Source organism: Rossellomorea oryzaecorticis, from assembly GCF_045897515.1.
GTDB classification, from domain to species: domain Bacteria; phylum Bacillota; class Bacilli; order Bacillales; family Bacillaceae_B; genus Rossellomorea; species Rossellomorea enclensis.
The window spans coordinates 406,161-430,391 of the sequence record NZ_JBJOSA010000002.1 but is presented as its reverse complement, the minus strand read 5'-3'; the positions used below and the strand labels follow the sequence as shown (position 1 = coordinate 430,391).

Genomic DNA, 24,231 nt, shown 5'->3' with positions numbered 1-24,231 from the left:
GTCATCAGCTAACCGCTACTACTACCTTCACGGCTCGGGACTTCAACCCTATAGAGTGTGTGCATGCCTGGCACACCAAAAAAACGAACCCCGATGCCGGGATTCGTTTCCGTTTGTTTTTAAAAATTGAATATTAACCGTTTAAGTCGTTCACCAGGCTTGAGCTTACCAACCCGGCTTTATCAAGGATTGCTTTGATTTGGTTTTCAGCTTGGATCATTTTTTCATCTGCTTCTGTAAGGTCTGCTTCACCTTCTGCTTTAAGGGCTTCAGCTTTCATCTTGTAAGACTCTGCCAATGTAGACTTGAACTCTTCAATGTCTTTTTTATAGTCATCAAGCCCTGATGGAATCTCCGTATTCTCTACGGCTTTAGCAGATTCTTCTGCAGATGCCGCCGCTGCATCTTCTAATTTTGCAAGCTCGTCACCTGTTGGAGGTTCTTCTCCGCCAACTGCTGCTTCATAACCGTTCAAATCAATATCAGTACCATTTATTGTGGTTGTTAAATTAAGATAAAAATCCATTAACTCCCCAGCTGCGTCAGTATTCTCGCTGCTTGTATCTGCAGATTCCTCTTTCTTGCCTTCTTCGGACCCAGCATCTGAGCACCCAACTAATAATAAAGATAAACCTAAACCTAAGAACCATAATTTTTTCATAGTTCAAATCCCCTTTCTGTCTCTCTTGCATGAATTGTGCGGGAGATCAAGCGTAGAAATCGCTTACTTCTTCCATTTTTTAGCCGGCAAAATGTATCTTATCATGTGGATAATCAGTTGGTAAAGAAATAGTTTCTACTTTCGCTAAAGTTCTAATTTTAAAAATAGTTGGAATAAACAGCCGATTTATACCTGGCTTTTTGTTCTTCTGTACTTTTCCATGTACGTGGGTATATTGATTGAACCGAAGGCGGGAACATGATATAACTAATTAAGTATACTACGGGGCTGATTGTAGAGCTGGTGCTTGCCTAGGTCTTCAAAACCTCCTGGGAGGCGCGTGCCGTCTCCGCTGGGTTCGATTCCCAGGCAGTCCCGCCATTCTCCATTTCTTCTGCTCCATTAAAAAAGAAGCTTCAGGATCCCCCTAAAACTTCTTCATCTCTTATGTATGTATTTGCTCCCTCTTTTTCCTTCCTTGCTGCTGTACCGCTTCAAAGATAATCGAAAACGTCGTGCCCTCTCCCTGTTCACTCTGTACATTAATATCTGCTGAATGATCTCTCAAGATTCGCAGACAGATGGTCAGCCCAAGACCGGTTCCTTTTGTTTTAGTGGTAAAGAACGGTTCTCCAAGCTTATCCAGTACTTGTTTTTTCATTCCGACTCCTTCGTCTTTAAAGCTGATTTCGACTTTATTATAATCATTCATGCCTGCATGGATTCTTATACTTCCTCCGTGGGGCATAGCCTCAATTGCATTTTTTACGAGATTGATAAAAACCTGTTTAAGCTGGTTTTCGTCTCCCCTGATGAATAATTCTTCCTGCTTAAAAGCAGTTTGAATTTCAATATTGTAAAGAATCGCATTCGTATTCAGAAGTTTTGCCACGTGATCCAGTGTTTCTACGATATTGATACGTTTATATGTCACGGATTGTGGTTTTGCCAAGATTAACAATTCACTGAGTACAAGCTCGATTCTCTTAATTTCAGAGAATACGATCTCCAGGTATTCCTTGGTCTTGATGTCAGCATCATCTCTTAACAATTGTAGAAAGCCATTAATGGAGGTCAACGGATTTCTCACTTCATGTGCAATACCCGCTGCCAGCTGACCTGCTACCGAGAGTTTCTGTGATTCAATCGCAAGTGTTTCGTTCATTTCGAGTAATTCTTCTTCATTATGTACTCGTTCGGTAATATCAGATATCGTTCCGACTGTACCCGCGAGCTTTCCATCATCATCGTAATTCAGCTTAATATTCACTTCACCCCACCGATATCGTCCATCCCTCATCTGAAAAGAAAAATCGATTTTCGTCTTCTCCTTTTTCTCACTTATACTCCTTCTGAGCACACGCAGAAATTCATGCCGTTCATTAAGTGAAATGAAGTGCATTGCATTCTTATGCAGGCTTTCTTTCAGGCTGTAACCCGTGAAGTCTTCCCAGGATTGATTCAAAAATTGAAATTCCCCCTTGGAGTTGGTGTGGAATACAACCTCTGTAATATTCTGCAGCACCAGTTGGAGCTCTTCATTCAGCCTTTTTATTTTTTCTTCACTCTTGCTGAGTGCCGAAACTGTTTCATTGCTATCATCGTAGTTTTTTCCAGTATAGTAGCCAATGAACAAGATGAGAGTGGTGAAAAGCAGATCAATTTGCATGTTGAAGGAGTAGTGAAGAACAAAATAGTAAATGAAATCCCAGATAATGATCAATAGAGCACCTGCGGCAATAAACAAGATTCTGCCCTTATATTTCGTCATGTGACTTCCCCGTCCTTCCAAAACAGCTAGAAATAGATGATTATCGAAAAAGAATGAATTTTCACGATATTTGTTATTTATTAGTATATCATTTCTTATTAAGAACAGTATAGATATCTTTTATATTTATTATGATATTCTTGTCACATCGATTGACGTTGTCTATAATGAAAGACGATACATATTCGTTTATCGAAATACTTAGAGGTGATAGCATGCAGCTAGACGGATGGTTTTTATATTTTATCCTTTTTTGGGTTGTTTTCTTAATGGCTTCCTTTGCCATCGGCGGCTTCTTTATGTTTCGGAAATTCCTGAAAAGGTTTCCGAAAGAAGATGGGAAATCAGATATGGACTGGGAAGAGTATTATGTAAATGAAACGCTTCATCTTTGGCATGATCCTGAGAAGAAAATGCTGAATGAATTGGTCACTCCCGTTCCAGAGTTATTCAGGGATGTGGCAAAGCAAAAAATTGCCGGGAAAATCGGTGAGTTGGCATTAAAAGAGAAAGCCCCTTCCATTTCTGAGGAATTGGTGATAAGAGGGTATATTATGGCTACCCCTAAGCGCGACCATAAATTTCTCCGTAAAAAGCTGGATGATATGAAGATCGATGCGGCTCCATATGAGCATTTATTCTAAAAGAGAAATGGGTTAAAAAAATGGGATCGATCCTGGTAATTCCAATTATTCTATACATTATCTTTACAGCAGCTGCTGTGTTCCTGTTCATGAAATGGAAAAAGACCAAAAAAAGGTAGACGATTCACATCGTTTACCTTTTTTGATTACGATTGGATCAATCTATGGGATCTTCTGCCTTTCCGTATTTGATTACATCATAAATGGCTTGTCCATCACTTGGCTTCCCTTCACCGTTACGATATGGAAAAAGGGAAAAAAAGATAAAATAGACCGAAAAATAAACAAATTGATAGAAAAAGATATGAACCGGAAATACTCCTTGATAGATAAGAAAATTCATTAGTAAAATCACAATCAGATTAAACAGGCTGCCGGATAAATAAATCAAAACATGTGACCATACTGTATTATATTTTAGTTCGGTGTATTGACACCATCCCTCCATGAAATACATCCTGTTGACTTCAAGGGGTCCTATATTGAATAATGTCTTTCCAGTTCCAATCGCAAATTTTATCTTTGCTCCAAAAATTCTGGCCACCAGTACATGCCCTGCTTCGTGAACAATTGTCACAAGTGGCAGCGTTAAGAAAAATGCCAGAAAAAACGTCCAGATATCATGGAGAGTGAACAACGTGAAAACCCCTTTATAGTATATTTGTTTCTCTCCGTGTTTCCCCTGACAAGTAATCGTTACTCTTTTTTTTATGATTTGTAAGAAAACCGTAACAAGCATCTTATCTTTTGAACCTTTTAAGGTTACTTCTTTAAATAAAAACAAAAAAAAAGCGGAATAATTGTTTATCAATTGTCCCGCTTTTTTGCTCATTCTGTTTATATGGAATTTGTGGTAAGGTCGCTGTTTTCTTGATGAAGTCTGCGATACTGAATATACATGGTGATTCTCCAAGGTACGATCATACCAAATGCAAGGATCCAGAACATCCCGCTAAGGGCACCATAATCGATCGTGGCACTCAGTATGGATTTAGCAACTATCCTGACTATCAAAAGCCCAATAAGGATAAATGCAAATGCTTTAGATCGTTTTAAATAAATGTCATGATCCCTTACTTCGAATTTAGACGTTTTTATGAGTAATATGGAAAACAACATTCCCACAGTAAGTGCTTCCAACAGCTCGCCGAGCGTCACCCGAAAGAAAGGGAATAAAAACATCAGCGCACCGGTACTCATAAAGATTGGCGGTAAAATGATTTTCTTACCGCTTACCGGCTTTTTCTGTGCCTTCATTCGGATAAACAAAACAAAAAATCCCATACATATTGCTACGATGGATGAAGCAATCATCATAAACGATCATCCTTTAACTCTCTACTTATTTTCATTACTATTATAGCCTATTTCACATGAAAACGAAAACAGGCAAAAAAAATGAGGCTGCAGGCAGCCCCTTCATTTAAGAACCCAGTACTCTCTTAATTGCATCGACAACCCGAACTTCATCAAATGGTTTCACGATAAAATCCTTTGCACCGCTTTCAATCGCCTCTACTACGATTCTCTGCTGTCCCATGGCCGAGCACATTATCACTTTAGCTGTCGGATAATCAGATAGAATGGTCTTCACAGCTTCTATGCCATCCATCACAGGCATCGTAATATCCATCGTAACGAGATCAGGCTGAAGCTCACCATATTTCCTTACGGCTTCTTCCCCATTTTCCGCTTCACCTACTACAGTGTGTCCGCTGGATGTCAGCATGTTGCCAAGTGTCAATCTCATAAATTTTGCATCATCCACTACAAGTATTGTTGCCACAGGTGTTCCTCCTTGTAAAAGCTATTGCTGCATCCACTTCATCATACTTTAGTCCTATTTATATTCTTACTATAACATTAATTGTAAGATTTTTTCAATTTATAATATTCTCTCATGCATTCCTAGAACCCTTGGAATCCCCCGAAGATAGAAGTGAAATAGGAAAGGATGACGGTCATCCAATCAAAGAACAGCATGATTCCGACAACAATCATAATGTATCCGCCGATTTTGACGATTTTTGCACTGTTTTTCCTGATCCACTGCATTTTCCCGATAAAGAACGACAGTATAAAGAAAGGAATGGCAAACCCAAGGACATAGGCGGTCATATACAATACACCCGAACCCGGATTCGTGGCTGCAAGTGCAAGTACTGAAGCGAGGATCGGTCCGGTACAGGGTGTCCATCCTGCAGCAAATGCCATCCCGATCAAGACTGAACCTATGAATCCAGATGGTTTGTTCTTAAATTCAATACGGCGCTCCTTCATCAGCATTTCCGGAGTGAAAATCCCTATTACCACTAATCCGAATATAACGATAAAGATCGCTCCAAGCTGACGGATTAAATCCTTATAGTCAAGAAAGAACTCTCCGATAAACGAAGTACCGAACCCAATGGCAATGAAAATGGCTGAGAAGCCCAAGAGAAAGAATAAAGTATGTAAAAGGCTCCTTCTTTGCAGCATAGCGTTATCCGATTTTAACTCACTTACACTCATCCCCGTTATATAGGACAAGAATGCCGGATATAAAGGAAGGCAGCATGGAGAAATAAAACTTAAAAAACCCGCTCCAAAAGCAAGAAATAGATTAATATCTGCCATAATTTCAACTCCTGTATAGTGTTTATTATTATCTATTCTATCAAACATTTGAACAAACTATGAGAACCTATTCTGTGAACGATTTGTGACCATTCATTTACAATACGATTTGGTTCATTCCAATCTTGTGTCAAAGCTTTTAAAAAAGTATTTTTGTTTTGAAAAACGCCCACATTTTCGTTATACTAATAAAAAGTTACAGTTATTACTAGTTTTGTATTCCTTCTGTAAGGAACTACAAAAGAAAGGAAACAGCCGTGTCTAAACAAGAGCTTCTGGACCGCATTGAAAAAAAACGCGCTCAACTGATTGATATCGTTGCGAAAAATGGATTAACCTCTCCACAAGCCATTCAATACAGTCAAGAATTGGACTTATTATTAAACAGTTATAATTCGGACTACATAAAAAATTTCACGTCCCAAGTAAGCTGATACTCGAATGAACTACATAATGAAAGCAGACCTTTGTCCGGTCTGCTTTCTGTTGATACTCCCTCTTTTCACCCAGTATCATACACCTTTTGATACTACATCCTCCATGCCTTCGACAAGTCCATTCTGCAATAAGAACATCTTATGATAAATACCTTTTTTTGCAAGTAATTCCTGATGTGTCCCCTCTTCCGCAATCTCACCCTTGTGCAATACCAGAATAAGCTCTGCATCCTGAATGGTTGATAACCTGTGAGCGATTGCAATGGTGGTCCTGCCTTTTCTCATCTTAGCTAAAGCAGTCTGGATCGCTTCTTCTGTCTCAGTATCGATATTCGCTGTTGCTTCATCCAAGATGAGGATTTTTGGTTTAGCTGCAATCGTCCGGGCGAAAGCGATCAGCTGACGCTGCCCCGACGACAAAGTTGCTCCCCTTTCAACCACTTTGCTGGAATAACCATCTTCCAGCTTTTCTATAAACATGTCCGCTTGAACAAACCTTGCCGCCTCCATGATTTCTTCATCACTCATTGTATCGTTATGAAGTTTAATATTATCTTTAATCGTTCCGTAAAATAGAAATGGATCCTGAAGTACAAGCCCCATCTTGGACCTTAGCTCATTCAAGGGGAAGGATTTAAGGGATTTCCCATCAATTAAAATCTCCCCTGCCGAGTAATCATAGAAGCGCATCAAAAGGTTGATAATCGAACTCTTACCGCTTCCGGTATGCCCTACCAGTGCTACAGTCCCCCCCGGCCTGGCCGTAAATGAGATATTTCTCAGAACATCCTTTTGACCATCGTAGGAAAAAGTAACATCCTTAAATGTAATTTCCCCTTTTTGAATCTGTTGATTTTCTTCTTTACAGTCCGTTTGACCCGGCGATACTTCCTTTTCATCCAATAATGTAAATACCCTTGATGAAGCAACGATTGCCTGCTGAAACATCGAGAGGCGCATCATGATCTGATTGACAGGTTCAAAAAAACGGTCCAGATAATTAACAAAAGCATACAGTACACCTATCTCTACCGGTTCACTGAAAGATGTAATGCCAAAGAAACTCAGAACGACAATCAATGCGGCTGCATAAACAAGGTCAATTGCCGGCCTCAACAGCAGTCCGTCCACTTTAATATTTTTCATTCCGGCCATGTAATGCTTCTCATTGATTTCTCCAAATTCTTTTTGCAGTCTTTGCTCCTGCCTGAACACTTGAATGATTGACATTCCCTGCAGTGATTCACTCAATTTTGCATTCAATTGACTAAGTCGTTCCCTCATATCCTGATAAAATACCGAGCTGTACTTACGATAAAGAACCATGATATAAAGAATGAGAGGGACGATGAACAAACAAAAAAGCGCCAGCTTCGGATCAAGGAGAAACATCGCGATAAATATACCCGACAGCAAAAAGGCTCCCTGTATAAAGGATACCATTACGCTTACAAACATATCCTTGATTGCTTCAGTGTCATTTGTCACCCGTGAGACGATGCTGCCCGCAGGGGTCTGATCAAAATATTTCATTCCAAGGCTCTGCACCTTTGAAAAGACATCCACCCTGAGCTGCTGAATGATATTTAATGCAATCTCCTGGAACTTCAATAATTGAAAATAAGAAATCAACACATTTCCGATTTGAATAAGTAGATAGGCTGACCCCAACGCAGCAAGCGGCCCATAAGGAAAATCCCTGGGCGTCAAGTAATCATCAATGAAGACTTTTATGATGATCGGTCCGAGTACATCTCCGATCGTCGTTAATAATAACAGTAAAAAAGCAACGATGATTTTCTTTTTATGGGGTTTTGCATATCCCATTAATCGCAAAAATACTTTTCGCTGTCCGGCTTTCGTCATGGTTGGATCTTTTTCCATTCCCTTCACCCCCCGTGCTCCACTAGTTCTTCTAACTGCTGTCTGATATACATTTCCCTATACTTTCCTTTATTGGCCATCAGCTCTGCATGTGTGCCCCGTTCAACGATCTTTCCTTCATCAAGGACAACAATGAGATCAGCATGCTGGATTGCACTCAGCCTGTGAGCTGTAATAATGGTCGTCTTTCCATTTCTATTTTTTCTGAGTGAAGATAAAATGGCTTCTTCCGTTTTCGCATCCACTGCAGACAGCGAATCGTCAAGAAGCAGTACTTCCGGATCCATCAAGAGTGCCCTGGCGATTGAAATCCTCTGTTTCTGACCTCCCGACAAGGATACACCCCTTTCCCCCACTATTGTCTCATACCCAAATGTGAAGTCTTTGATATCATCATGGATATGGGCAAGCCTTGCAGCCTCTTCCACCCGGCAGCGGTCAATCTGTGGGTTCGCAAAGGCGATATTGTCAAAAATGGTTGTTGAAAACAAAAAATGATCTTGAGGTACGTATCCGAATGCTTCACGCAAAGCCGAGAGTTTATATTCCTTAATTGAATGGCCTGCCATCAAAATTTCTCCTTCATACCCTTCAAATTCCCTTAAGAGCAGACGGAGCAGAGTAGTTTTACCCGAACCGGTTTTTCCGACTATCCCAACCGTACTGCCTTTTTCAATCATTATGTGGATGTTTTTCAACGAACTTTTTTCTTCAGCAGGGTAGTTGAACATATTCACTCTGTACTCAATATCCCCTGCAGGAATGGCAGGAATGGCGTCTTCTTCCTCTTTGATTTCTACCTCTTCACTTAATAAGCTGGCTACACGATCATAGGAAGCCCTGCCCCGTTCAACGATATTAAAGAGCCAGCCGAATGCAAGCATCGGCCATATCAATAACCCAAGATAGGTAGTGAAGGAGATCAATTGCCCTATTGTTAATTCTCCATTCACAACCAGACGGGAACCAAAAATGATGGATAATAAGAAGGATAGGCCCACAATGATGGAAATGGTTGGATCGAACAGTGAGTCCACTCTTGCCACCGCCATATTTTTTTCCACAACATCACTTGATTCTTTTTTGAATGATTCAATATCCTCTTTTTCCTGGCCAAAAGTCTTCACAACCTTTATTCCTGAAACACTCTCCTGGGTTTTGTCATTAAGGCTGGAAAAGGCCTCTTGCGCTTTATGGAAACGTTTATGAAGAAGCGTACCGTAATAATTTGTCAACAGCGCCATAAAAGGCATAGGAATAAGTGCAATCAATGTGAGCTTCCAGCTAATCGTAAAAGCCATGGCGATTATGACAAATCCCCCCGTTGCAAGGGAGTCAACCAGAGTCAGAACACCGGAACCTGCCGTCTGCTGAATGGCCTGTAAATCATTGGTCGCATGAGCCATTAGATCACCGACTCTCTTTTTTTGATAAAATGACGGTGACATTTTAGTAAAATGACGATACAGCCGATTTCTGAGCAGTCTGGATAACTTGGTAGCCGAACCAAAAATCATGATGCGCCATACGTATCGCAGTCCATACATGGAGATTGCCGAACCCATGAGGATAACCATCCATTTTATCAATTGGTCCGCAGTCAGATTATTGTTTTTCACATTATCCACGACAATTCCCACGATTTTTGGGGGAATCAGCTGAAGCAAGGCAACAAATAAGAGGATAACAATCCCCGTTAAGTAAGACTTCCTTTCTTGAATAAAGAACCATTTTAAATCCAAAAAGACCCTCATACGAAATCCTCCGAAGTAAAAGTAAATGACTCTTTATTTTACCAAATTTACTAATATTGAGAAATCTTTTTTTCATTTCCAACACAAAACCATGGGGGAGACAAGACTTTATAGCCAAGGTCTAAATCTTTACATTTTAGTGGAGACTTTATACAACGCTAATGATTTCCGCGCAAGACTTCGCTTTCCGCGGGCAGCCCGTGAGCCTCCTTGGCAAGCCTGCGGGAAGAAAAGCGGAAGGGCTTTGAAGAGAGGCGGGTGGCATAAGACGAATCGACCACGAAGGCGTTCTTTGCCTTCTTGGGCGGTTTGACTTATGACATGTGCCTCTAAGCCCTGGAGCTAGACAAGTCTCACATAAGCTACTCTTCCCGCAGGAGTCTTCCTCTTGCACTCCAATCAAACGCTGTAAATAGCTAAACTCCTAAAAGTACAATTAAAAACTCGAACAAATTTGCCTAGTCACAGGCAAATTTGTTCGAGTTTTACTTAGAATAAATCAATATTGTCTCAACTTCGTTCTCTATTAATCAAAATATCATTCATGAATTTCTACAAAAGGTTCTTGGTCTACTTCTTTTACAATGGTTGCTTTCAGCCCTTTCGGCGTTTTCACGTATAAATACACGGGCATATGAGGGAAGTAGTCGACAATCTCCGGTCCGATTGCCTGGGCAAACCCAATAAGTTCGGTATCTTTGACCATACCGGTATGAACATCGATGACCAGTTGGTTCACATTTTCTTTTTTGTATAACGCTTTACCTACAAATTCAATATCCTGATGGGAGAAGTATTGTGCAACATAATCCTCAAGATCCCTGATCCGGTTATAGAGGTCGCGGTCCTTTTCTTCCCCTTCCTTGCTTGGAAAGTAATAATACTTTTCTTTTATGTCTTCCCACTTTTTTATCCCGTTTTCATTATCATCAACGAATGTACTGGTGAAATAATTACCCGGCACCACACTGTTCAAGGGCTGCAGTTTATAAAGTGAAATGAAGATCGGTACATTTTTCAATTCTTTCGTGGAACGTATTCTGCTCACTACCTTTTTGGCAGCTTCTTTACCGTATTTCTCCAAGGTTTTGTCATCAATGACACTTTCATCAAAATGCATCAGCCCCTTGGAATCTTTTACACGTATGTAGTCTATCTTATTCATTGCGAATCCGAGAGAGATTCCCTGGATTTTCCCTTTTGAATCAACATAGTTCTGCTCATGTATATAAGCAAGGTACATTGGGTCTTTCTTCTCTCTTTCGATTCTTTCTTCCCAGCCCATTCCTTCTGTAATTTTTATGGACGGATTCAAACCCTCTTTGTTATCTTTCGATTCTCTTCCTAACCAAGAGTTGATTTTTGTCAGATACTGTCCCTCTTGGTATACATAGTCATCGGGTGAAAAGTGGTCGGTTGATAATGACATTAGGCCCGTCTCAATTTCATCCATATCACTCCGGTTATTAATCATCATCGTTATCAAACCACGGTTGACTGATTTTTTCTGCTTATCGACCTTATAGGTTAAATATTCCCGTGCATCACTTGCAGCACTGTCTTGTATTTCGAGCGTATCTTCATCAATCACTTCTTGTGGATCTTTATTACATCCGGCTAAAAAGACGAAAAGTGAAAGAGAAGCAATCATCCATTTTTTCATTTGACTCCCTCCGCACCTTATTCTATCATAATTTTATTTTTATACTGAATAAAATGTTGAAGTTTTTCTCTTAAATAGAAAAAGCACTCAGCTCGGTGAGTGCTCTGTTCTATTACTTCATATTTTTGTTCATTGCATTCATCATTTGATTGATTTTCTTTTGTGATGGTTTCTGTCCCATCTGCATCATCATCATGCGAAGCATTTGTTCATTAATAGGCGGGTTTTTCTTTAGGTAGCTCATCATGTATTTGCGAGCAATGAAAAATCCTAGTGCAATTCCTGCAAGTAATGCTATAACTGCCACTAGAACAACTAGCCAAGTTGACATGTTCTTACTTCCTCCTTCATGTTGTCCTTATAAAAGTGTACTAAACCAAAGAACATTATACAATATTTCTGTCATAATTTCTTATTAATATATAAATTTTCTTTGTTTTATAGGCTTCAGCCAGCCGTATCTCTCGTTATCCAGGTCGATGGCAAGCAGATGCCCCATGTTCCTTCTTAGGATTTCGAAAAATAAATACTCGCAGTCATTGGGGCCCCATGCCTCTATCGAAATGCTTCTTTCATTCATCGACAGATTTGCGCCTGAATCTTCTCCCTCGATGATTGCAGTAGTATCAATCCACTTCGCTCCCTCAACCTTAACCAGTTCATGCTGCAGGATTCTTTGTGTAGGAAGGTAAGGAATGGGTTTAGTGATGAATTCCACTTGCTTGGATATGATTTGATTCAGATCACCTGAGCTTCTTTCCCAATCAGAGAAAAGTCCAAAAAACATTCTTTCACGTCCATAGTAGTGGTTGGCAAACGATTTTTCAATCCAATAGATTTGATAATTTCTCACCTTATGATCCCCCCTACATTTCCTTCTATTAAGTATAAAGGAAGATAGAAGAGCACAATGTCATAAATTGTTGAGAATTTGCTCTAGTTTTGTCGAAGTGGAGTTCCATGAAGAAAAGTAAAAAAGGCTGACTCCCGTAAAAGGAGTCAGCCAGTGTGAGCCTCAAACCTTATTGAAGTAAAGCTTTGATTCTTGAAACCACATTATCAGTGGTAAAACCATATTCCTCAAGAACTTTTTCACCAGGAGCTGAAGCACCGTATCCATTGATGGCCAGGATATCTCCGTCCGGACCAGTATAACGGTCCCATCCAAGAGGTGAACCCATTTCAATGGCAAGACGTTTCGTTACTCCCTTAGGCAGGATTGAATCCTTATATTCTTTAGACTGCTTTTCGAAACGGTCCCATGATGGCATACTTACAACAGAAACACTGATACCATCTTTCTCTAAGGCATTTTGTGCTTCTACTGCCAGGCTCACTTCAGAACCTGTAGCAAGCAGCAATGCATCCGGCTGCTCTTTACCAGCAGGTGAAACTACGTATGCACCTTTAGCCACTCCATTATAAGCCTTGTCTGCAGTTCCCTTTAAAGTAGGGAGATTTTGACGTGATAATACAAGCATCGTCGGCTGCTCAGTATTTTCCATGGAAAGCTTCCATGCAGCCGCTACTTCGTTACCGTCAGCAGGTCGGATTACACATAAGTTAGGCATTGCACGCAGGGACGCAAGTTGTTCAACAGGCTCATGAGTCGGGCCGTCTTCCCCTACTGCAATACTGTCATGAGTGAATACATAAGTCACAGGAAGACCCATAAGCGCTGCAAGACGGATAGCAGGTCTTAAATAATCGCTGAATACGAAGAATGTTCCACCGAATACTTTAAGCCCGCCATGTAAAGCCATCCCGTTCATTGCTGCACCCATACCGAATTCACGGACACCGAACCAGATGTTCTTCCCCTCGTAGGACTCAGGAGTGAAATCTGAAGCTCCCTTGATCATCGTTTTATTCGAACCGGCTAAATCAGCAGATCCACCGATGAAGGAAGGAAGATTTTTCGCAATGGCATTCAATACTTCACCAGAAGAGGCACGGCTGGCAAGTGACTTGCCTTCTTCATATACAGGAATTTCACTGTCCCAGCCCTCAGGAAGCTCACCTTTGATAGCAGCTTCCAATTGAACTGCTAATTCAGGATATTCTTCTTTATATTTTATAAATTGACTTGCCCATTCTTCTTCCTTCTGAGAGCCAGTTTGCTGAATCTTCTCTTCAAAACGGCTGTACACTTCATCCGGAACATGGAAATCCTGGTCAAATGTCCACTTGTAAGCTTCTTTCGTAAGCTTCATTTCCTCTTCACCAAGAGGTGCACCGTGAACATCCGACTTTCCTGATTTATTTGGAGCACCGTAACCGATGACTGTTTTCACTTCAATCATTGTAGGACGTGAAGTATCGGCTTTAGCCTCTTCGATCGCCTTGGAGATCTCGTCGAGATCATTTCCATCTTCAACCCTGATATACTGCCAGCCATATGATTCAAAACGGCCTTTCACACTTTCAGAGAATGATTTATCCAACTCACCATCAAGTGAGATATCGTTGGAATCGTATAAAACGACCAGGCGGCCAAGTTTAAGGTGAGCGGCCAATGAAGCTGCCTCGGAAGATACACCCTCCATCAAGTCACCATCACCACAGATCGAGTATGTATAATGGTCCACTAAGTTATAGTTGTCTTTGTTGTATGTTGCAGCTAAATGTCGTTCTGCCAGTGCCATACCTACTGACATTGCAATCCCCTGACCAAGTGGTCCGGTTGTCGCTTCTACCCCTGGAGTGTGGCCGTACTCAGGGTGTCCCGGAGTTTTGCTTCCCCATTGACGGAATCCTTTAAGATCATCCATGGAAACATCATATCCAGATAAGTGAAGCATGCTGTATAAAAGCATTGAACCGTGTCCAGCAGAAAGAACAAAGCGGTCCCTGTTAAACCATTCAGGGTTTTTAGGGTTATGGTTCATAAAGCGTGTCCATAGTGCATACGCCATTGGAGCTGCACCCATAGGCATACCCGGGTGACCCGAATTTGCTTTTTCGATTGCATCGATTGATAAAGTTCGAATTGTATTAATTGCTAATTGATCTGTATTATCAAACATTGGTCAGACATCCTTCCTTTTCATACTTGCTTATTATTAATATTAATCTTCTTGGGTAGTTTATACAACTAACTTGAATGATAACATGACTTTGTTTTGTTGGAAAATAAAAACCTTTGATGTTTGGGATTTTTGTTGAGTTGTCAGCGTTTTCTGACGAATGATGACTCTCATTACCGCTTTTGATTTCCGTACAAGACTACGCTTTCCGCGGGTAGCAGGTGAGCCTCCTGATATGAACGAAACCGTCAATAAATTGACCTACACAGATTTTGGTTATGTTTTTAGGCAACCTTAATTAGAGAAGCTCTTTTTGACTTCTCAACTTATTTGTTTCCCTTCATCACCGCTAATGATTTCCGTGCAAAACTCCGCTTTCCGCGGGCGGTTGGTGAGCCTCCTCGGCTTTGCCTGCGGGGTCTCACCTAACACGCTTTCCCGCAGGAGTCTACGTTTTGCACTCCAATCAATCGCTGGAACCGGCATTTAATATGGATAAGTTTACTCATTTCCATCCTGAATAAATGGATTGAAACTTATTATAGGTCGGCTTGATCCTCCTTTTTGTTTGATGGAATAGAAGGTAAGAATACGGCACGAAGGCAAAAATCTCTACTGCGGTTAGCACTCTGATATTAGTGGGTTTTCACATTTTATCTTTCCGTATAAAGGCCTGGTCCACTAACTCGGCGCGTGAGTTAATCTATTTAGAATTATCACATAGGAGGCACGTGGATTTTCCTTTCCGGTTTTACTCTCTGCCTTCGAGCCCTATTCTCAGGCTCCTATTTTATTTTATTTTTCATTTCAAAATAATATCGCAAATAACCACTCAATCATTAAGCATTTGGAGCACTTTCAACTTCCTGCATTATAGCCCAAATAAAACCGGCTAACTCTCTCGCTACCGCCGTAATAGCTTTACCAGGGTTTTTGCCTCGTGCAAGTAGACGGTAATACTTTTGATGGAGACGATTTTGAGCTTTCCAGGAAATTGCTTGTATCGTAGGTGATTGACCATGTATCCGTTTTTTGAGTTCTCCTTTTACGGCAGGTTAAAAACGATAGCTCCAAGCAGCTTCCACCAACATATGTCGTACATGACGGTTACCTGTTTTGGTGATGTTTCCCTGCTTTCTGCTTTCTCCACTCGAATATTCACACGGTATCAATCCAACATAAGCCATGAATTGTCGAGGGGTGGAGAAACGTTTGAAAGAACCAATCTCCGCTACAACACTAGTCGCAGTGATAAGAGCGACGCCTCTTAATGCTTGTAAAGCTTGAATTTTTGGGGCTTGTACACCTTCGGTGGATTGTAGTCTAATTTCTTTTTCCAATCTAAGAAGGCGTTGTTTTATTTCTTTTAACTGATGATAATATTCTTGATAGACAATTCTTAAATGGGAGTTTTCAAATTTAAGTGTATCCAACCAATTAAAATATTTTACCGTCCATTTGTTTACTCCAGAAGGCGGCTTAATGTTATTTCGTAGAAGAAACTTACTTAAACGATGCTTGATTCTCAGCTCATCTTCTTTGGCATCTTCCCGACATCTGACAAGATCCCGCAACGCTTCATCTTCTTCAGTTGGGACATAAATCGAAGTCAATTCACCGGCACGATATAACTGTGCCAGTCGAAGGGAATCTCTACGATCTGTTTTTATGCGCTCTCCTGGTCTCTGAGGTATTAAAGATGGGGCAATCACTTCACAATGAATTCCTAAGGCCAAAAATAGTCTATATAACGGATAACCTGTAGGTCCTGCTTCGTAACAAACTCGAAGATTTTCTGGACTGCCCAGCTTCTTCATTAATTTCTTAACAGCACCAGAAGTATGAGGAATCATTCCCCAGTATCTTGGTTCCTGCCGACCTTCTTCCGCAATAGCGACGGCAATTTTTTCTTTTGATACGTCTAAACCTACATATTTTATGGTATCCTTCATAATAACTAGCTCCTTCCGTAATGTAGCTCTGATTTGGTATGTGGTTTTCCTAAAAACATTTTTACCAAATTAACCTACGATGTTACGTGTAAGGAGCTAGTTTCGTTCATGATAACTCGTCACTTCGTTCCTGCGGGGTCTCACATTAGCTACTCTTTCCGCAGGAGTCTCCGTCTTGTACTCCAATCAACCGCGGGAACAAGCTAAAAACTGTGAGTATAAATAAAAAACAAACTAACCTAAATCCCGAGGGAAAAGATTAGTTTGAATATTTACTTAGACAACTCACATTTGTTATAATCCTTGTTTCAGATTAATGCATTTTGCGTTTGTTTTGGATGTCTTTAATTTTTTTTGGGGTGACTTCATTGCCGTCGGTGTCGAAAATGCGTGTGTTCTCGATGGTGCCTTTCATTGACTGACGGAATGTTTCAAGATATTCTTTTCTTAATTTTGTTTGTTCTTTCGCTTCACTGTCAGTCAGTCCGCTCTCTTTTGACTTCTTGGCAAGTTCATTTATCCTGTTCATCTTTTTCTTAGATAGCATCTATGAAAACTCCTTTACAGCTTTTATCCAGTACATTGCTTCAATAAATATACCGATATGTTACTAGATAAGAGCTTCATTGACAAGGGTTATGTTTCCTTGACGGAGTCCATATACTCTTTATATCTCCTATGTACCGTGGCCTTTGATATATTATATCCGAACCCTCTCAGGGTAGCTGCAATTTCTGCAAATGTCAGTTCATTACTTCTTAATCGCACAATTTCCTCCACGGGAACTTCTATTCTTTCCCTTCCCTCCAGATTTCCTCTGTTTTTCAAATTTTTCTGGGGGCGGAAACCATTTTCAACCGCTCTTCTCATCCCTCTTTTTATTTTCAGATTATGAAGCTTCCTTTGATATTCTTCCACCATGCTTACTATGTTGATGACCATCGAGTCTGACTCTGATAAATGCAGTTCGCCGCTGTGAGTCTGACTGATAATCTTGATATCTTCTTTCAGTATGCAATGTATCAGGGCTATTTTAGCATTCCCCCTGCCAATTCTCGTTTCATCCTGGATCAGAACTGCATCAATCGAACCATCCTTTATCAAGTCCAGAAGGGTAAGTACACCCGGTCGATCCAGTTCAAACCCACTGGCCTGATCCTTTATCACTGCCTCCACATCAAAGTGATGTTCTTCTGCAAGCTTTAACAATTCTGCTTCCTGTCTTTCCAGTGAAGTCTCCTGCGTATCTTTTTTTGTGCTCACTCTGCAGTAAATTGCTGCTTTCATATAGACATTCACCCTCTACTTATTATTCATCGCAAGCTGTATATCGGATTGGGTGGAATATGAAGATGCTTCGACCGGCAAAATCAATGACATCCCAGGCTCTATCGCGAAGGAGATTAAATCATTTTCATGTCCCACCCATTCGATGAACTCTTCCCTCGTCATATTGTATTCCCCTTCAAACTTCTCAGCAATCGTCCAGAGAGTATCCCCCTTATTGACGGTGACCGTCTCATATGAAGGATCGCTCCCCCCCGATACCACTAAGTAACCCGCTGATAAAAAAGATAATACAAAAAGAATGATTATATAAGAAAAACGATTCCAAATTTGTGTTAACATATAAATGACCTCCATACGAATGTTTGTTCTGTTTGTTTGTAACTAGATTGTAATACGAACATCCGTTTGGTGTCAACCGAAAAATTCGAACTTATGTTTGTATCAGTTGGAAAGACATGCTATAATGGGAACATAAGATCGATAATAGAGGTGCGTGTACATGACTAAATTGTCTAAACGACAGCAAGACATACTTCAATACATTAAAGTATCTGTTAAAGAAAAAGGTTATCCGCCATCAGTCCGGGAAATAGGTGAAGCTGTCGGTTTGGCTTCAAGTTCAACGGTCCACGGTCATCTTGCAAGGCTCGAGAGCAAAGGGCTTATCCGGCGTGATCCCACCAAGCCAAGGGCAATAGAGATACTTGATCTGGAAGAAGATACAATTCCACGCCAGAAAGTTGTAAACGTGCCCTTGATCGGTAAGGTAACTGCCGGACAGCCGATTACGGCTGTCGAAAACGTTGAGGAATTCTTTCCTCTTCCCGAACGTCTGGCTCCTTCAGATGAGCAGGTTTTCATGCTCGAAATCATGGGGGACAGTATGATAGAAGCCGGAATTCTCGACGGGGACTTCGTCATTGTAAGACAACAGCAGACGGCCAACAACGGAGATATCGTCGTCGCCATGACGGAAGAAGACGAAGCGACAGTAAAACGCTTCTTCAAAGAAAAGGATTATGTCAGACTCCAGCCGGAAAACTCGACAATGGGTCCAATCATATTACGAAATGTTTCTATCCTCGGTAAAGTTATTGGTGTTTATCGCCAGGTTCATTAATTATCAAAAAAAAACGCTGGAATCAGCGTTTTTTTGTTTTGTCCGCCATACGCAAAAAAAAGCCAGCGCTGAAGAATGCGCTGGCTTTAATGCTATAAAAGTCCATCTTAGTACATTTGGATATACTGTTCTCTTTCCCAAGGGTGAACTTGAGTACGGAACATATCCCATTCGATCTCCTTCGCTTCCACAAAGTGTTCGAAGATGTGCCCCCCAAGGGATTTGATGATTACTTCGTCTTTTTTCAGTTCTTCCAATGCTGCATATAAAGTAGCAGGTAGATCAATGATACCCGCTTCTTCACGTTCCTTTTTATCCATTACATAGATATTGCGGTCAATCGGAGCCGGTGCATCAAGATTATTTTTGATTCCATCCAGACCAGCCGCAAGAAGGACAGACATAGCCAGATATGGGTTAGCTGCCGGATCGACACTTCTGACTTCAACACGTGTACTGATTCCGCGGGAAGCCGGGATACGGATTAAAGGACTTCTATTTTGAGCAGACCACGCTACGTAACATGGAGCTTCGTATCCAGGAACCAATCGTTTATAGGAGTTTACCGTCGGATTCGTGATCGCCGTAAATGCAGTGGCATGCTTGATTGTACCTGCAAGGAATTGACGAGCTGTCTCACTTAATTGAAGGTCTCCTTTTTCATCAAAGAATGCATTTTTGCCATCCTTAAATAACGACATATTACAGTGCATCCCGGAACCATTCACACCGAATAAAGGTTTCGGCATAAACGTTGCATGAAGTCCGTGTTTACGTGCAATTGTTTTTACAACCAATTTAAATGTCTGGATATCATCACAAGCTTTAAGGGCACTTGCATATTTAAAGTCGATTTCATGCTGCCCAGGCGCTACCTCATGGTGGGAAGCTTCGATTTCAAAGCCCATTTCTTCTAACTCAAGTGCGATATCACGGCGGCAGTTTTCACCCAGGTCTGTAGGTGCAAGGTCGAAATAACCGCCATTATCATTCAGCTCAAGTGTAGGTTCACCATTTACATCCAGCTTGAAAAGGAAGAATTCCGGTTCAGGCCCAAGATTGAAATCAGAGAATCCAAGCTCTTCCATTTCTTTCAATACTCGCTTCAGGTTGTTACGCGGATCACCTTCGAAAGGTGTCCCATCCGGATTGTAAATATCACAGATCAAACGTGCAACTTTCCCTTTTTCTGCAGTCCATGGGAATACAAGCCATGTGTCCAGGTCAGGGAATAGATACATATCTGATTCTTCGATTCGTACGAAGCCTTCAATTGAAGATCCGTCAAACATCATTTTATTATCCAATGCTTTCTCAAGCTGACTGAAAGGGATCTCAACATTTTTGATTGTCCCTAAAATGTCTGTGAATTGCAGACGGATGAATTTAACACCCTCCTCATTCGCTAATCTGATCACATCGTCACGAGTATACTTTGCCATTTGTTGTAATTCCTCCTCAGATTCATTTAAGGTTATTTATTAATGAAAAAAGCGGGACATATCTCCCTGACGCAAGGAAGCCCGGTTAAATTTCCCTGAATGCATCAATTCATTCCGGAGTAATTTACGAAGCTGTTCGTCAGATAGATCCTGCCTTGCTTTTCCTTCCTCCTGCTTGCTTGTTTCAGATACTACTTTCTTTTCGTCCACGGCATTAACCGAGAAAATTTTCTTGATTCCCGCCATGTTCACCCCTTGATCTAACAAATCCTTAACTTCCAACAGTTTATCAATGTCATTCAAGGAAAAGAGTCTGCGATTCCCCTCTGTTCGCGCGGGGGTTATCAACCCGTGCTCTTCGTAGTATCGGATTTGACGAGCCGTTAAGTCCGTGAGCTGCATGACAATACTGATAGGAAACAATGCCATCGTTCGACGAATTTCACTTCCACTCATCTGCGATACCCTCCTTTTCTTTTCCTTCATGGTATCATTATATGTAATGTTAAGTATTCTGTCAATCAAATGTTAGAAAAACTTACATGAAGTTTCAAAAGGAAAGGATAGTCGATTTTAGACTATCCAATTACCTTTCTATTATCCCTTTTTAACGTTTAGTAAACCTTTTTCAATTAAATGATTCAGTGCCGTGCATACTGCAATTTTGACATGAGAATATGTCAGGCCACCCTGTACAAAAGCTGTATAAGGAGGTCTGATCGGGCCATCTGCAGATAATTCAATACTTGAACCCTGGATAAAAGTACCTGCCGCCATGATGACATCATCCTCATAGCCGGGCATGTAATTTGGGTACGGCGTAAAATGAGAATTAATTGGAGAAGCAAATTGAATGGCCTGACAAAAAGCGATCATCTTTTCCTTATCATTAAATTGCACTGATTGAATTAGATCTGTTCGCTTTTCAAGAGGACCAGGGTTTGTATTCATTCCCATCTCGGTCAGCATGGCAGAAGTGAATACAGCTCCTTTCAAAGATTGCGCCACTACGTGGGGAGCAAGGAAGAAGCCCTGGTACATCTCCTGTAAGCTATAAAGTGAGGCACCCGCTTCTGCCCCTATCCCCGGAGAGGTCATTCTATAGGAACAGCTATCAACCAGTTCCTTTTTCCCTACTATGTAACCGCCTGTCTTGGCAAGGCCTCCGCCCGGATTCTTGATAAGTGAACCAGCCATCAGATCAGCTCCGGCATGGCAAGGTTCTATATCCTCAACGAATTCACCGTAGCAATTATCTACAAATACAACAATATGAGGATTGATTTCCTTAACAAAAGCAATCATATCCCGGATTTCTTCTATAGTAAAAGAAGGCCGGTTTGCATATCCTTTCGACCGCTGGATACCGATCATTTTTGTTTTAGGGGAGATGGCCTTTTGGACGTTTGTAAAATCCACCTTGCCGGTTTCATCCAGATCAACACATTTATATGAAATGTTGAAATCTTTGAGCGATCCGTTCCCTTCGCCTCTTATCCCTACGATTTCTTCCAGGGTATCATATGGTCTACCAGTGATATACACAAGTTCATCACCGGGTCTTAATATACCGAATAAAGCGATTGAGATCGCATGGGTGCCTGAGATGATCTGCGGCCTGACCAACCCTGCTTCACCGCCAAATACATCTGCATATATTTTTTCGAGTGTGTCCCTGCCTGCATCGTCATAACCGTATCCTGTGGACGGGATGAAGTGGGAGTCACTGACTTTGTGGTTTTGAAAAGATTGAAGAACTTTAAACTGGTTCTTCTCTGATCTTTCATCGATTTCCCTATGAGTTGATTGAATTAAGTTTTCTACTTTATTAACGACAGGTTTTAAAATCTGCCCATGATTGAGTTGTTCTAACATTACTTGCTTCCCTTCTGCTTTTGAAATTTCTTGATGCTTCCGCTTATCTGATGGTCTTTCAAATGATATCCTTCCGCTTCATACAATTGGGTATCATCATCGAAGTACAGATTCAATAAAATGGTATCATTCTTGAGCTGGGAAAGAACCTTCCCTTCATTTGAAGGTACCTGTACTTGATATTTATCCATTTGTTTTTTTACCATATCCTCTATCCTCAATAAAAGCTGCCTTCGTTCTTCGCTGTCAATCGCACTGATCAAAATCTGATCTGCCCCGCTAACAGGCACAAACTCCGGATGGATGATATCACGCTTGTTGTACACGGTCAGCATCGGCATCCCATCCATCCCCAGCTCTTCAAGCAGTGACTGAACGGTTTCTTCATGCTGATGATAATCTGGATTAGAACTATCCACAACATGTAATAGAAGATCCGCTTCTTTTACTTCTTCAAGGGTAGAGCGAAAGGCTGCTATCAGAGAGGTGGGAAGATCTTGTATAAAGCCGACAGTATCAGTCAGTAAAGTGAAGTAACCACTCGGCAGAGCCATTTTCCGTGTCATCGGATCCAATGTGGCAAACAGTTGATTTTCTTCGTATGATTCTGCGGTGGAAAGCCGGTTGAATAATGTAGATTTCCCTGCGTTCGTGTAACCCACCAGGGCTGCCTGGAAGGTATTATTTTTCTTCCGTCTTTCACGATACCTTTCTCGATGCTCCACGATAGTCTGAAGCTGCTTCTTAATATCATCGATTCTGCGATGAATATGCCTTCTGTCGCTTTCAAGCTTTGTTTCTCCCGGTCCCCTGGTCCCGATTCCGCCGCCAAGCCTTGAAAGTGAAGTGCCTTTTCCGATCAAACGGGGAAGCAGATACTGAAGCTGGGCAAGTTCCACCTGAAGTTTTCCTTCCCGGGATCTTGCACGCTGAGCAAAAATATCCAAGATTAACTGTGTTCTGTCGATTACCCTGGCGTCAAGTATTTTTGAGAGATTCCTTACCTGACTTGGCGAAAGCTCATCGTTAAAGATAATGATGTCTGGGTCGAATTGTTCTTCCAACGCCTTTAACTCGTCGACCTTCCCTTTCCCTATGTATGTACCGGGATCGATCCGGTCCCGTTTTTGAGACAGCACCGCCATTACTTCACCCTGTGCTGTCTTTGCCAATTCTTCAAGTTCCTTCATACTATATTGAAAACGGAGATCATCTTCATCCAGCTGACAACCGGTCAATAGGATTTTTTCTTTCACATCTCGTTGCAATAAGCGCCCTTCTTTCTTCTGAATTAGTTGTATAAATTCCATCTTATCAAAAGTGATATACAAACTCTATTTTTAAAGTAACCAAAAATGATTGCAAATGTATTTTTTCGTGTTAAAATCAGTATGTTTGAATAAACGAACTCTTATTAATTACATAGGATGACAGACCTGGCAAGGAGGGGATAACATGACCTGGGAAGTACTAAGCATCATCGGCACGGTTGCATTTGCAGTATCCGGGGCGATCATTGCAATGGAAGAAGAATATGATATATTGGGAGTTTACATTTTAGGCATCGTCACTGCCTTTGGCGGAGGGGCCATCAGGAACCTGCTTATCGGGGTTCCTGTTTCGGCCTTATGGGAACAGGGAATGTTGTTTCAAATTGCTCTCTTGGCCATTACTGCCGTTTTTATTTTCCCTAATAATCTATTAAAACATTGGCGCCGGTGGGGGAACTTCTTTGACGCAGTAGGTCTTTCTGCCTTTGCGATACAGGGAGCCCTGTACGCATATGAGATGAATCATCCTCTTTCAGCCGTCATCGTGGCAGCCGTATTGACCGGAAGCGGCGGGGGGATCATCCGTGATCTGTTAGCCGGAAGAAAGCCCCTAGTACTGCGCTCTGAAATTTATGCTGTCTGGGCAGTCATGTGCGGTGTGGCAGTTGGTCTGGGTATTACAAGTTCTCCGTTTGAACTCTATACTTTATTTATCCTGACCACCTCCCTGCGTGTCCTGTCATACTTGTACAAATGGCGGCTGCCCAATAGAAGCCTCAGGGCACATGGTTGAAACCACAAAAAACCAGCATTCTCATAGAATGC

At 41.3% G+C, this 24,231-nt stretch carries 24 protein-coding genes and 1 tRNA gene; 5 read left to right on the top strand and 20 right to left on the bottom strand.

Going from position 1 to position 24,231, the window contains the following annotated elements:
• Positions 1 to 133: 133 nt before the first annotated feature.
• Positions 134 to 661 carry a hypothetical protein gene (locus tag ACKA06_RS04235; RefSeq protein ID WP_032088685.1) on the bottom strand — a complete coding sequence of 176 codons (528 nt, stop codon included), beginning with the start codon at positions 659 to 661 and terminating at the stop codon, positions 134 to 136.
• 284 nt (positions 662 to 945) lie between these two features.
• Between ACKA06_RS04235 and ACKA06_RS04230 the strand changes: the two genes are divergently transcribed.
• Positions 946 to 1,042 (top strand) — tRNA-Sec (locus ACKA06_RS04230).
• Between the two features lie 64 nt (positions 1,043 to 1,106).
• Here ACKA06_RS04230 and ACKA06_RS04225 read toward each other — a convergent pair.
• Entirely contained in the window at positions 1,107 to 2,432 is a 1,326-nt protein-coding gene (locus ACKA06_RS04225) for an ATP-binding protein (protein ID WP_411159037.1), read from the bottom strand.
• 215 nt (positions 2,433 to 2,647) lie between these two features.
• Here ACKA06_RS04225 and ACKA06_RS04220 point away from each other — a divergent pair, with 215 nt between their 5' ends.
• Complete coding sequence (locus ACKA06_RS04220) at positions 2,648 to 3,076, top strand: DUF2621 domain-containing protein (protein ID WP_032088686.1); 429 nt, start codon at positions 2,648 to 2,650, stop codon at positions 3,074 to 3,076.
• Positions 3,077 to 3,233: 157 nt separating this feature from the next.
• Here the strand turns inward: ACKA06_RS04220 and ACKA06_RS04215 are convergent, their stop codons facing one another.
• From ACKA06_RS04215 to ACKA06_RS04200, 4 genes are all read right to left on the bottom strand, one after another.
• Positions 3,234 to 3,908, bottom strand: coding sequence for a site-2 protease family protein (locus ACKA06_RS04215; protein ID WP_411159036.1), 675 nt, complete (start codon positions 3,906 to 3,908; stop codon positions 3,234 to 3,236).
• Positions 3,909 to 3,913: 5 nt separating this feature from the next.
• Positions 3,914 to 4,393 (bottom strand): CcdC family protein, encoded by a 480-nt coding sequence (locus ACKA06_RS04210; protein WP_214874057.1) that lies wholly within the window; start codon positions 4,391 to 4,393, stop codon positions 3,914 to 3,916.
• A 106-nt stretch (positions 4,394 to 4,499) separates the two neighbouring features.
• Positions 4,500 to 4,862 carry a response regulator gene (locus ACKA06_RS04205; RefSeq protein ID WP_032088689.1) on the bottom strand — a complete coding sequence of 121 codons (363 nt, stop codon included), beginning with the start codon at positions 4,860 to 4,862 and terminating at the stop codon, positions 4,500 to 4,502.
• Between the two features lie 122 nt (positions 4,863 to 4,984).
• The gene (locus ACKA06_RS04200; protein WP_032088690.1) at positions 4,985 to 5,692 is read right to left on the bottom strand and encodes a cytochrome c biogenesis CcdA family protein; all 708 of its coding nucleotides are present in this window, start codon (positions 5,690 to 5,692) and stop codon (positions 4,985 to 4,987) included.
• 257 nt (positions 5,693 to 5,949) lie between these two features.
• Between ACKA06_RS04200 and ACKA06_RS04195 the strand changes: the two genes are divergently transcribed.
• On the top strand, positions 5,950 to 6,126 hold the full coding sequence (locus tag ACKA06_RS04195; RefSeq protein ID WP_074439992.1) for an aspartyl-phosphate phosphatase Spo0E family protein: 177 nt from the start codon (positions 5,950 to 5,952) through the stop codon (positions 6,124 to 6,126).
• Positions 6,127 to 6,204: 78 nt separating this feature from the next.
• On the opposite strand, the gene ACKA06_RS04190 is transcribed toward ACKA06_RS04195, so the two are convergent.
• The 10 genes from ACKA06_RS04190 to yneA all read right to left on the bottom strand — a co-directional run bounded on the left by ACKA06_RS04190 (position 6,205) and on the right by yneA (position 18,037).
• Complete coding sequence (locus ACKA06_RS04190) at positions 6,205 to 8,013, bottom strand: ABC transporter ATP-binding protein (RefSeq protein WP_198257696.1); 1,809 nt, start codon at positions 8,011 to 8,013, stop codon at positions 6,205 to 6,207.
• A 5-nt stretch (positions 8,014 to 8,018) separates the two neighbouring features.
• On the bottom strand, positions 8,019 to 9,767 hold the full coding sequence (locus ACKA06_RS04185; protein ID WP_198257697.1) for an ABC transporter transmembrane domain-containing protein: 1,749 nt from the start codon (positions 9,765 to 9,767) through the stop codon (positions 8,019 to 8,021).
• Between the two features lie 538 nt (positions 9,768 to 10,305).
• A complete protein-coding gene (locus ACKA06_RS04180; RefSeq protein WP_032088693.1) occupies positions 10,306 to 11,430 on the bottom strand; it encodes a CamS family sex pheromone protein in 1,125 nt (374 codons plus the stop codon).
• 112 nt (positions 11,431 to 11,542) lie between these two features.
• Positions 11,543 to 11,761 (bottom strand): YneF family protein, encoded by a 219-nt coding sequence (locus tag ACKA06_RS04175; protein ID WP_032088694.1) that lies wholly within the window; start codon positions 11,759 to 11,761, stop codon positions 11,543 to 11,545.
• An 84-nt stretch (positions 11,762 to 11,845) separates the two neighbouring features.
• Positions 11,846 to 12,283 (bottom strand): sporulation inhibitor of replication protein SirA, encoded by a 438-nt coding sequence (sirA, locus tag ACKA06_RS04170; protein ID WP_198257698.1) that lies wholly within the window; start codon positions 12,281 to 12,283, stop codon positions 11,846 to 11,848.
• A 169-nt stretch (positions 12,284 to 12,452) separates the two neighbouring features.
• Positions 12,453 to 14,456, bottom strand: coding sequence for a transketolase (tkt, locus tag ACKA06_RS04165; protein WP_032088696.1), 2,004 nt, complete (start codon positions 14,454 to 14,456; stop codon positions 12,453 to 12,455).
• A gap of 1,055 nt (positions 14,457 to 15,511) precedes the next feature.
• Positions 15,512 to 16,408 (bottom strand): IS110 family RNA-guided transposase, encoded by an 897-nt coding sequence (locus ACKA06_RS04160; RefSeq protein WP_411159035.1) that lies wholly within the window; start codon positions 16,406 to 16,408, stop codon positions 15,512 to 15,514.
• 313 nt (positions 16,409 to 16,721) lie between these two features.
• Positions 16,722 to 16,955 carry a DUF896 domain-containing protein gene (locus ACKA06_RS04155; RefSeq protein WP_032088697.1) on the bottom strand — a complete coding sequence of 78 codons (234 nt, stop codon included), beginning with the start codon at positions 16,953 to 16,955 and terminating at the stop codon, positions 16,722 to 16,724.
• Between the two features lie 89 nt (positions 16,956 to 17,044).
• Positions 17,045 to 17,695, bottom strand: coding sequence for a YneB family resolvase-like protein (locus tag ACKA06_RS04150; protein ID WP_058298471.1), 651 nt, complete (start codon positions 17,693 to 17,695; stop codon positions 17,045 to 17,047).
• Positions 17,696 to 17,710: 15 nt separating this feature from the next.
• Positions 17,711 to 18,037: a cell division suppressor protein YneA gene (yneA, locus tag ACKA06_RS04145; RefSeq protein WP_197670811.1), complete on the bottom strand. Its 327-nt coding sequence runs from the start codon at positions 18,035 to 18,037 to the stop codon at positions 17,711 to 17,713.
• Positions 18,038 to 18,197: 160 nt separating this feature from the next.
• Here yneA and lexA point away from each other — a divergent pair, with 160 nt between their 5' ends.
• Positions 18,198 to 18,818 carry a transcriptional repressor LexA gene (gene lexA / locus ACKA06_RS04140; RefSeq protein WP_032088700.1) on the top strand — a complete coding sequence of 207 codons (621 nt, stop codon included), beginning with the start codon at positions 18,198 to 18,200 and terminating at the stop codon, positions 18,816 to 18,818.
• Between the two features lie 107 nt (positions 18,819 to 18,925).
• Here the strand turns inward: lexA and glnA are convergent, their stop codons facing one another.
• The 4 genes from glnA to hflX form a co-directional block, all read right to left on the bottom strand.
• On the bottom strand, positions 18,926 to 20,260 hold the full coding sequence (gene glnA, locus ACKA06_RS04135; RefSeq protein ID WP_032088701.1) for a type I glutamate--ammonia ligase: 1,335 nt from the start codon (positions 20,258 to 20,260) through the stop codon (positions 18,926 to 18,928).
• A 39-nt stretch (positions 20,261 to 20,299) separates the two neighbouring features.
• Positions 20,300 to 20,716, bottom strand: a complete 417-nt coding sequence (locus ACKA06_RS04130; protein ID WP_032088702.1) for a MerR family transcriptional regulator — start codon at positions 20,714 to 20,716, stop codon at positions 20,300 to 20,302.
• 141 nt (positions 20,717 to 20,857) lie between these two features.
• Positions 20,858 to 22,135, bottom strand: a complete 1,278-nt coding sequence (locus ACKA06_RS04125) for a methionine gamma-lyase family protein (protein ID WP_032088703.1) — start codon at positions 22,133 to 22,135, stop codon at positions 20,858 to 20,860.
• Positions 22,135 to 23,445: a GTPase HflX gene (gene hflX / locus ACKA06_RS04120; protein WP_214874200.1), complete on the bottom strand. Its 1,311-nt coding sequence runs from the start codon at positions 23,443 to 23,445 to the stop codon at positions 22,135 to 22,137. The genes ACKA06_RS04125 and hflX overlap by 1 nt, the downstream gene beginning before the upstream one ends.
• A 145-nt stretch (positions 23,446 to 23,590) precedes the next feature.
• Here hflX and ACKA06_RS04115 point away from each other — a divergent pair, with 145 nt between their 5' ends.
• The gene (locus ACKA06_RS04115; RefSeq protein ID WP_032088705.1) at positions 23,591 to 24,199 is read left to right on the top strand and encodes a trimeric intracellular cation channel family protein; all 609 of its coding nucleotides are present in this window, start codon (positions 23,591 to 23,593) and stop codon (positions 24,197 to 24,199) included.
• The last annotated feature ends 32 nt before the right edge of the window (positions 24,200 to 24,231 follow it).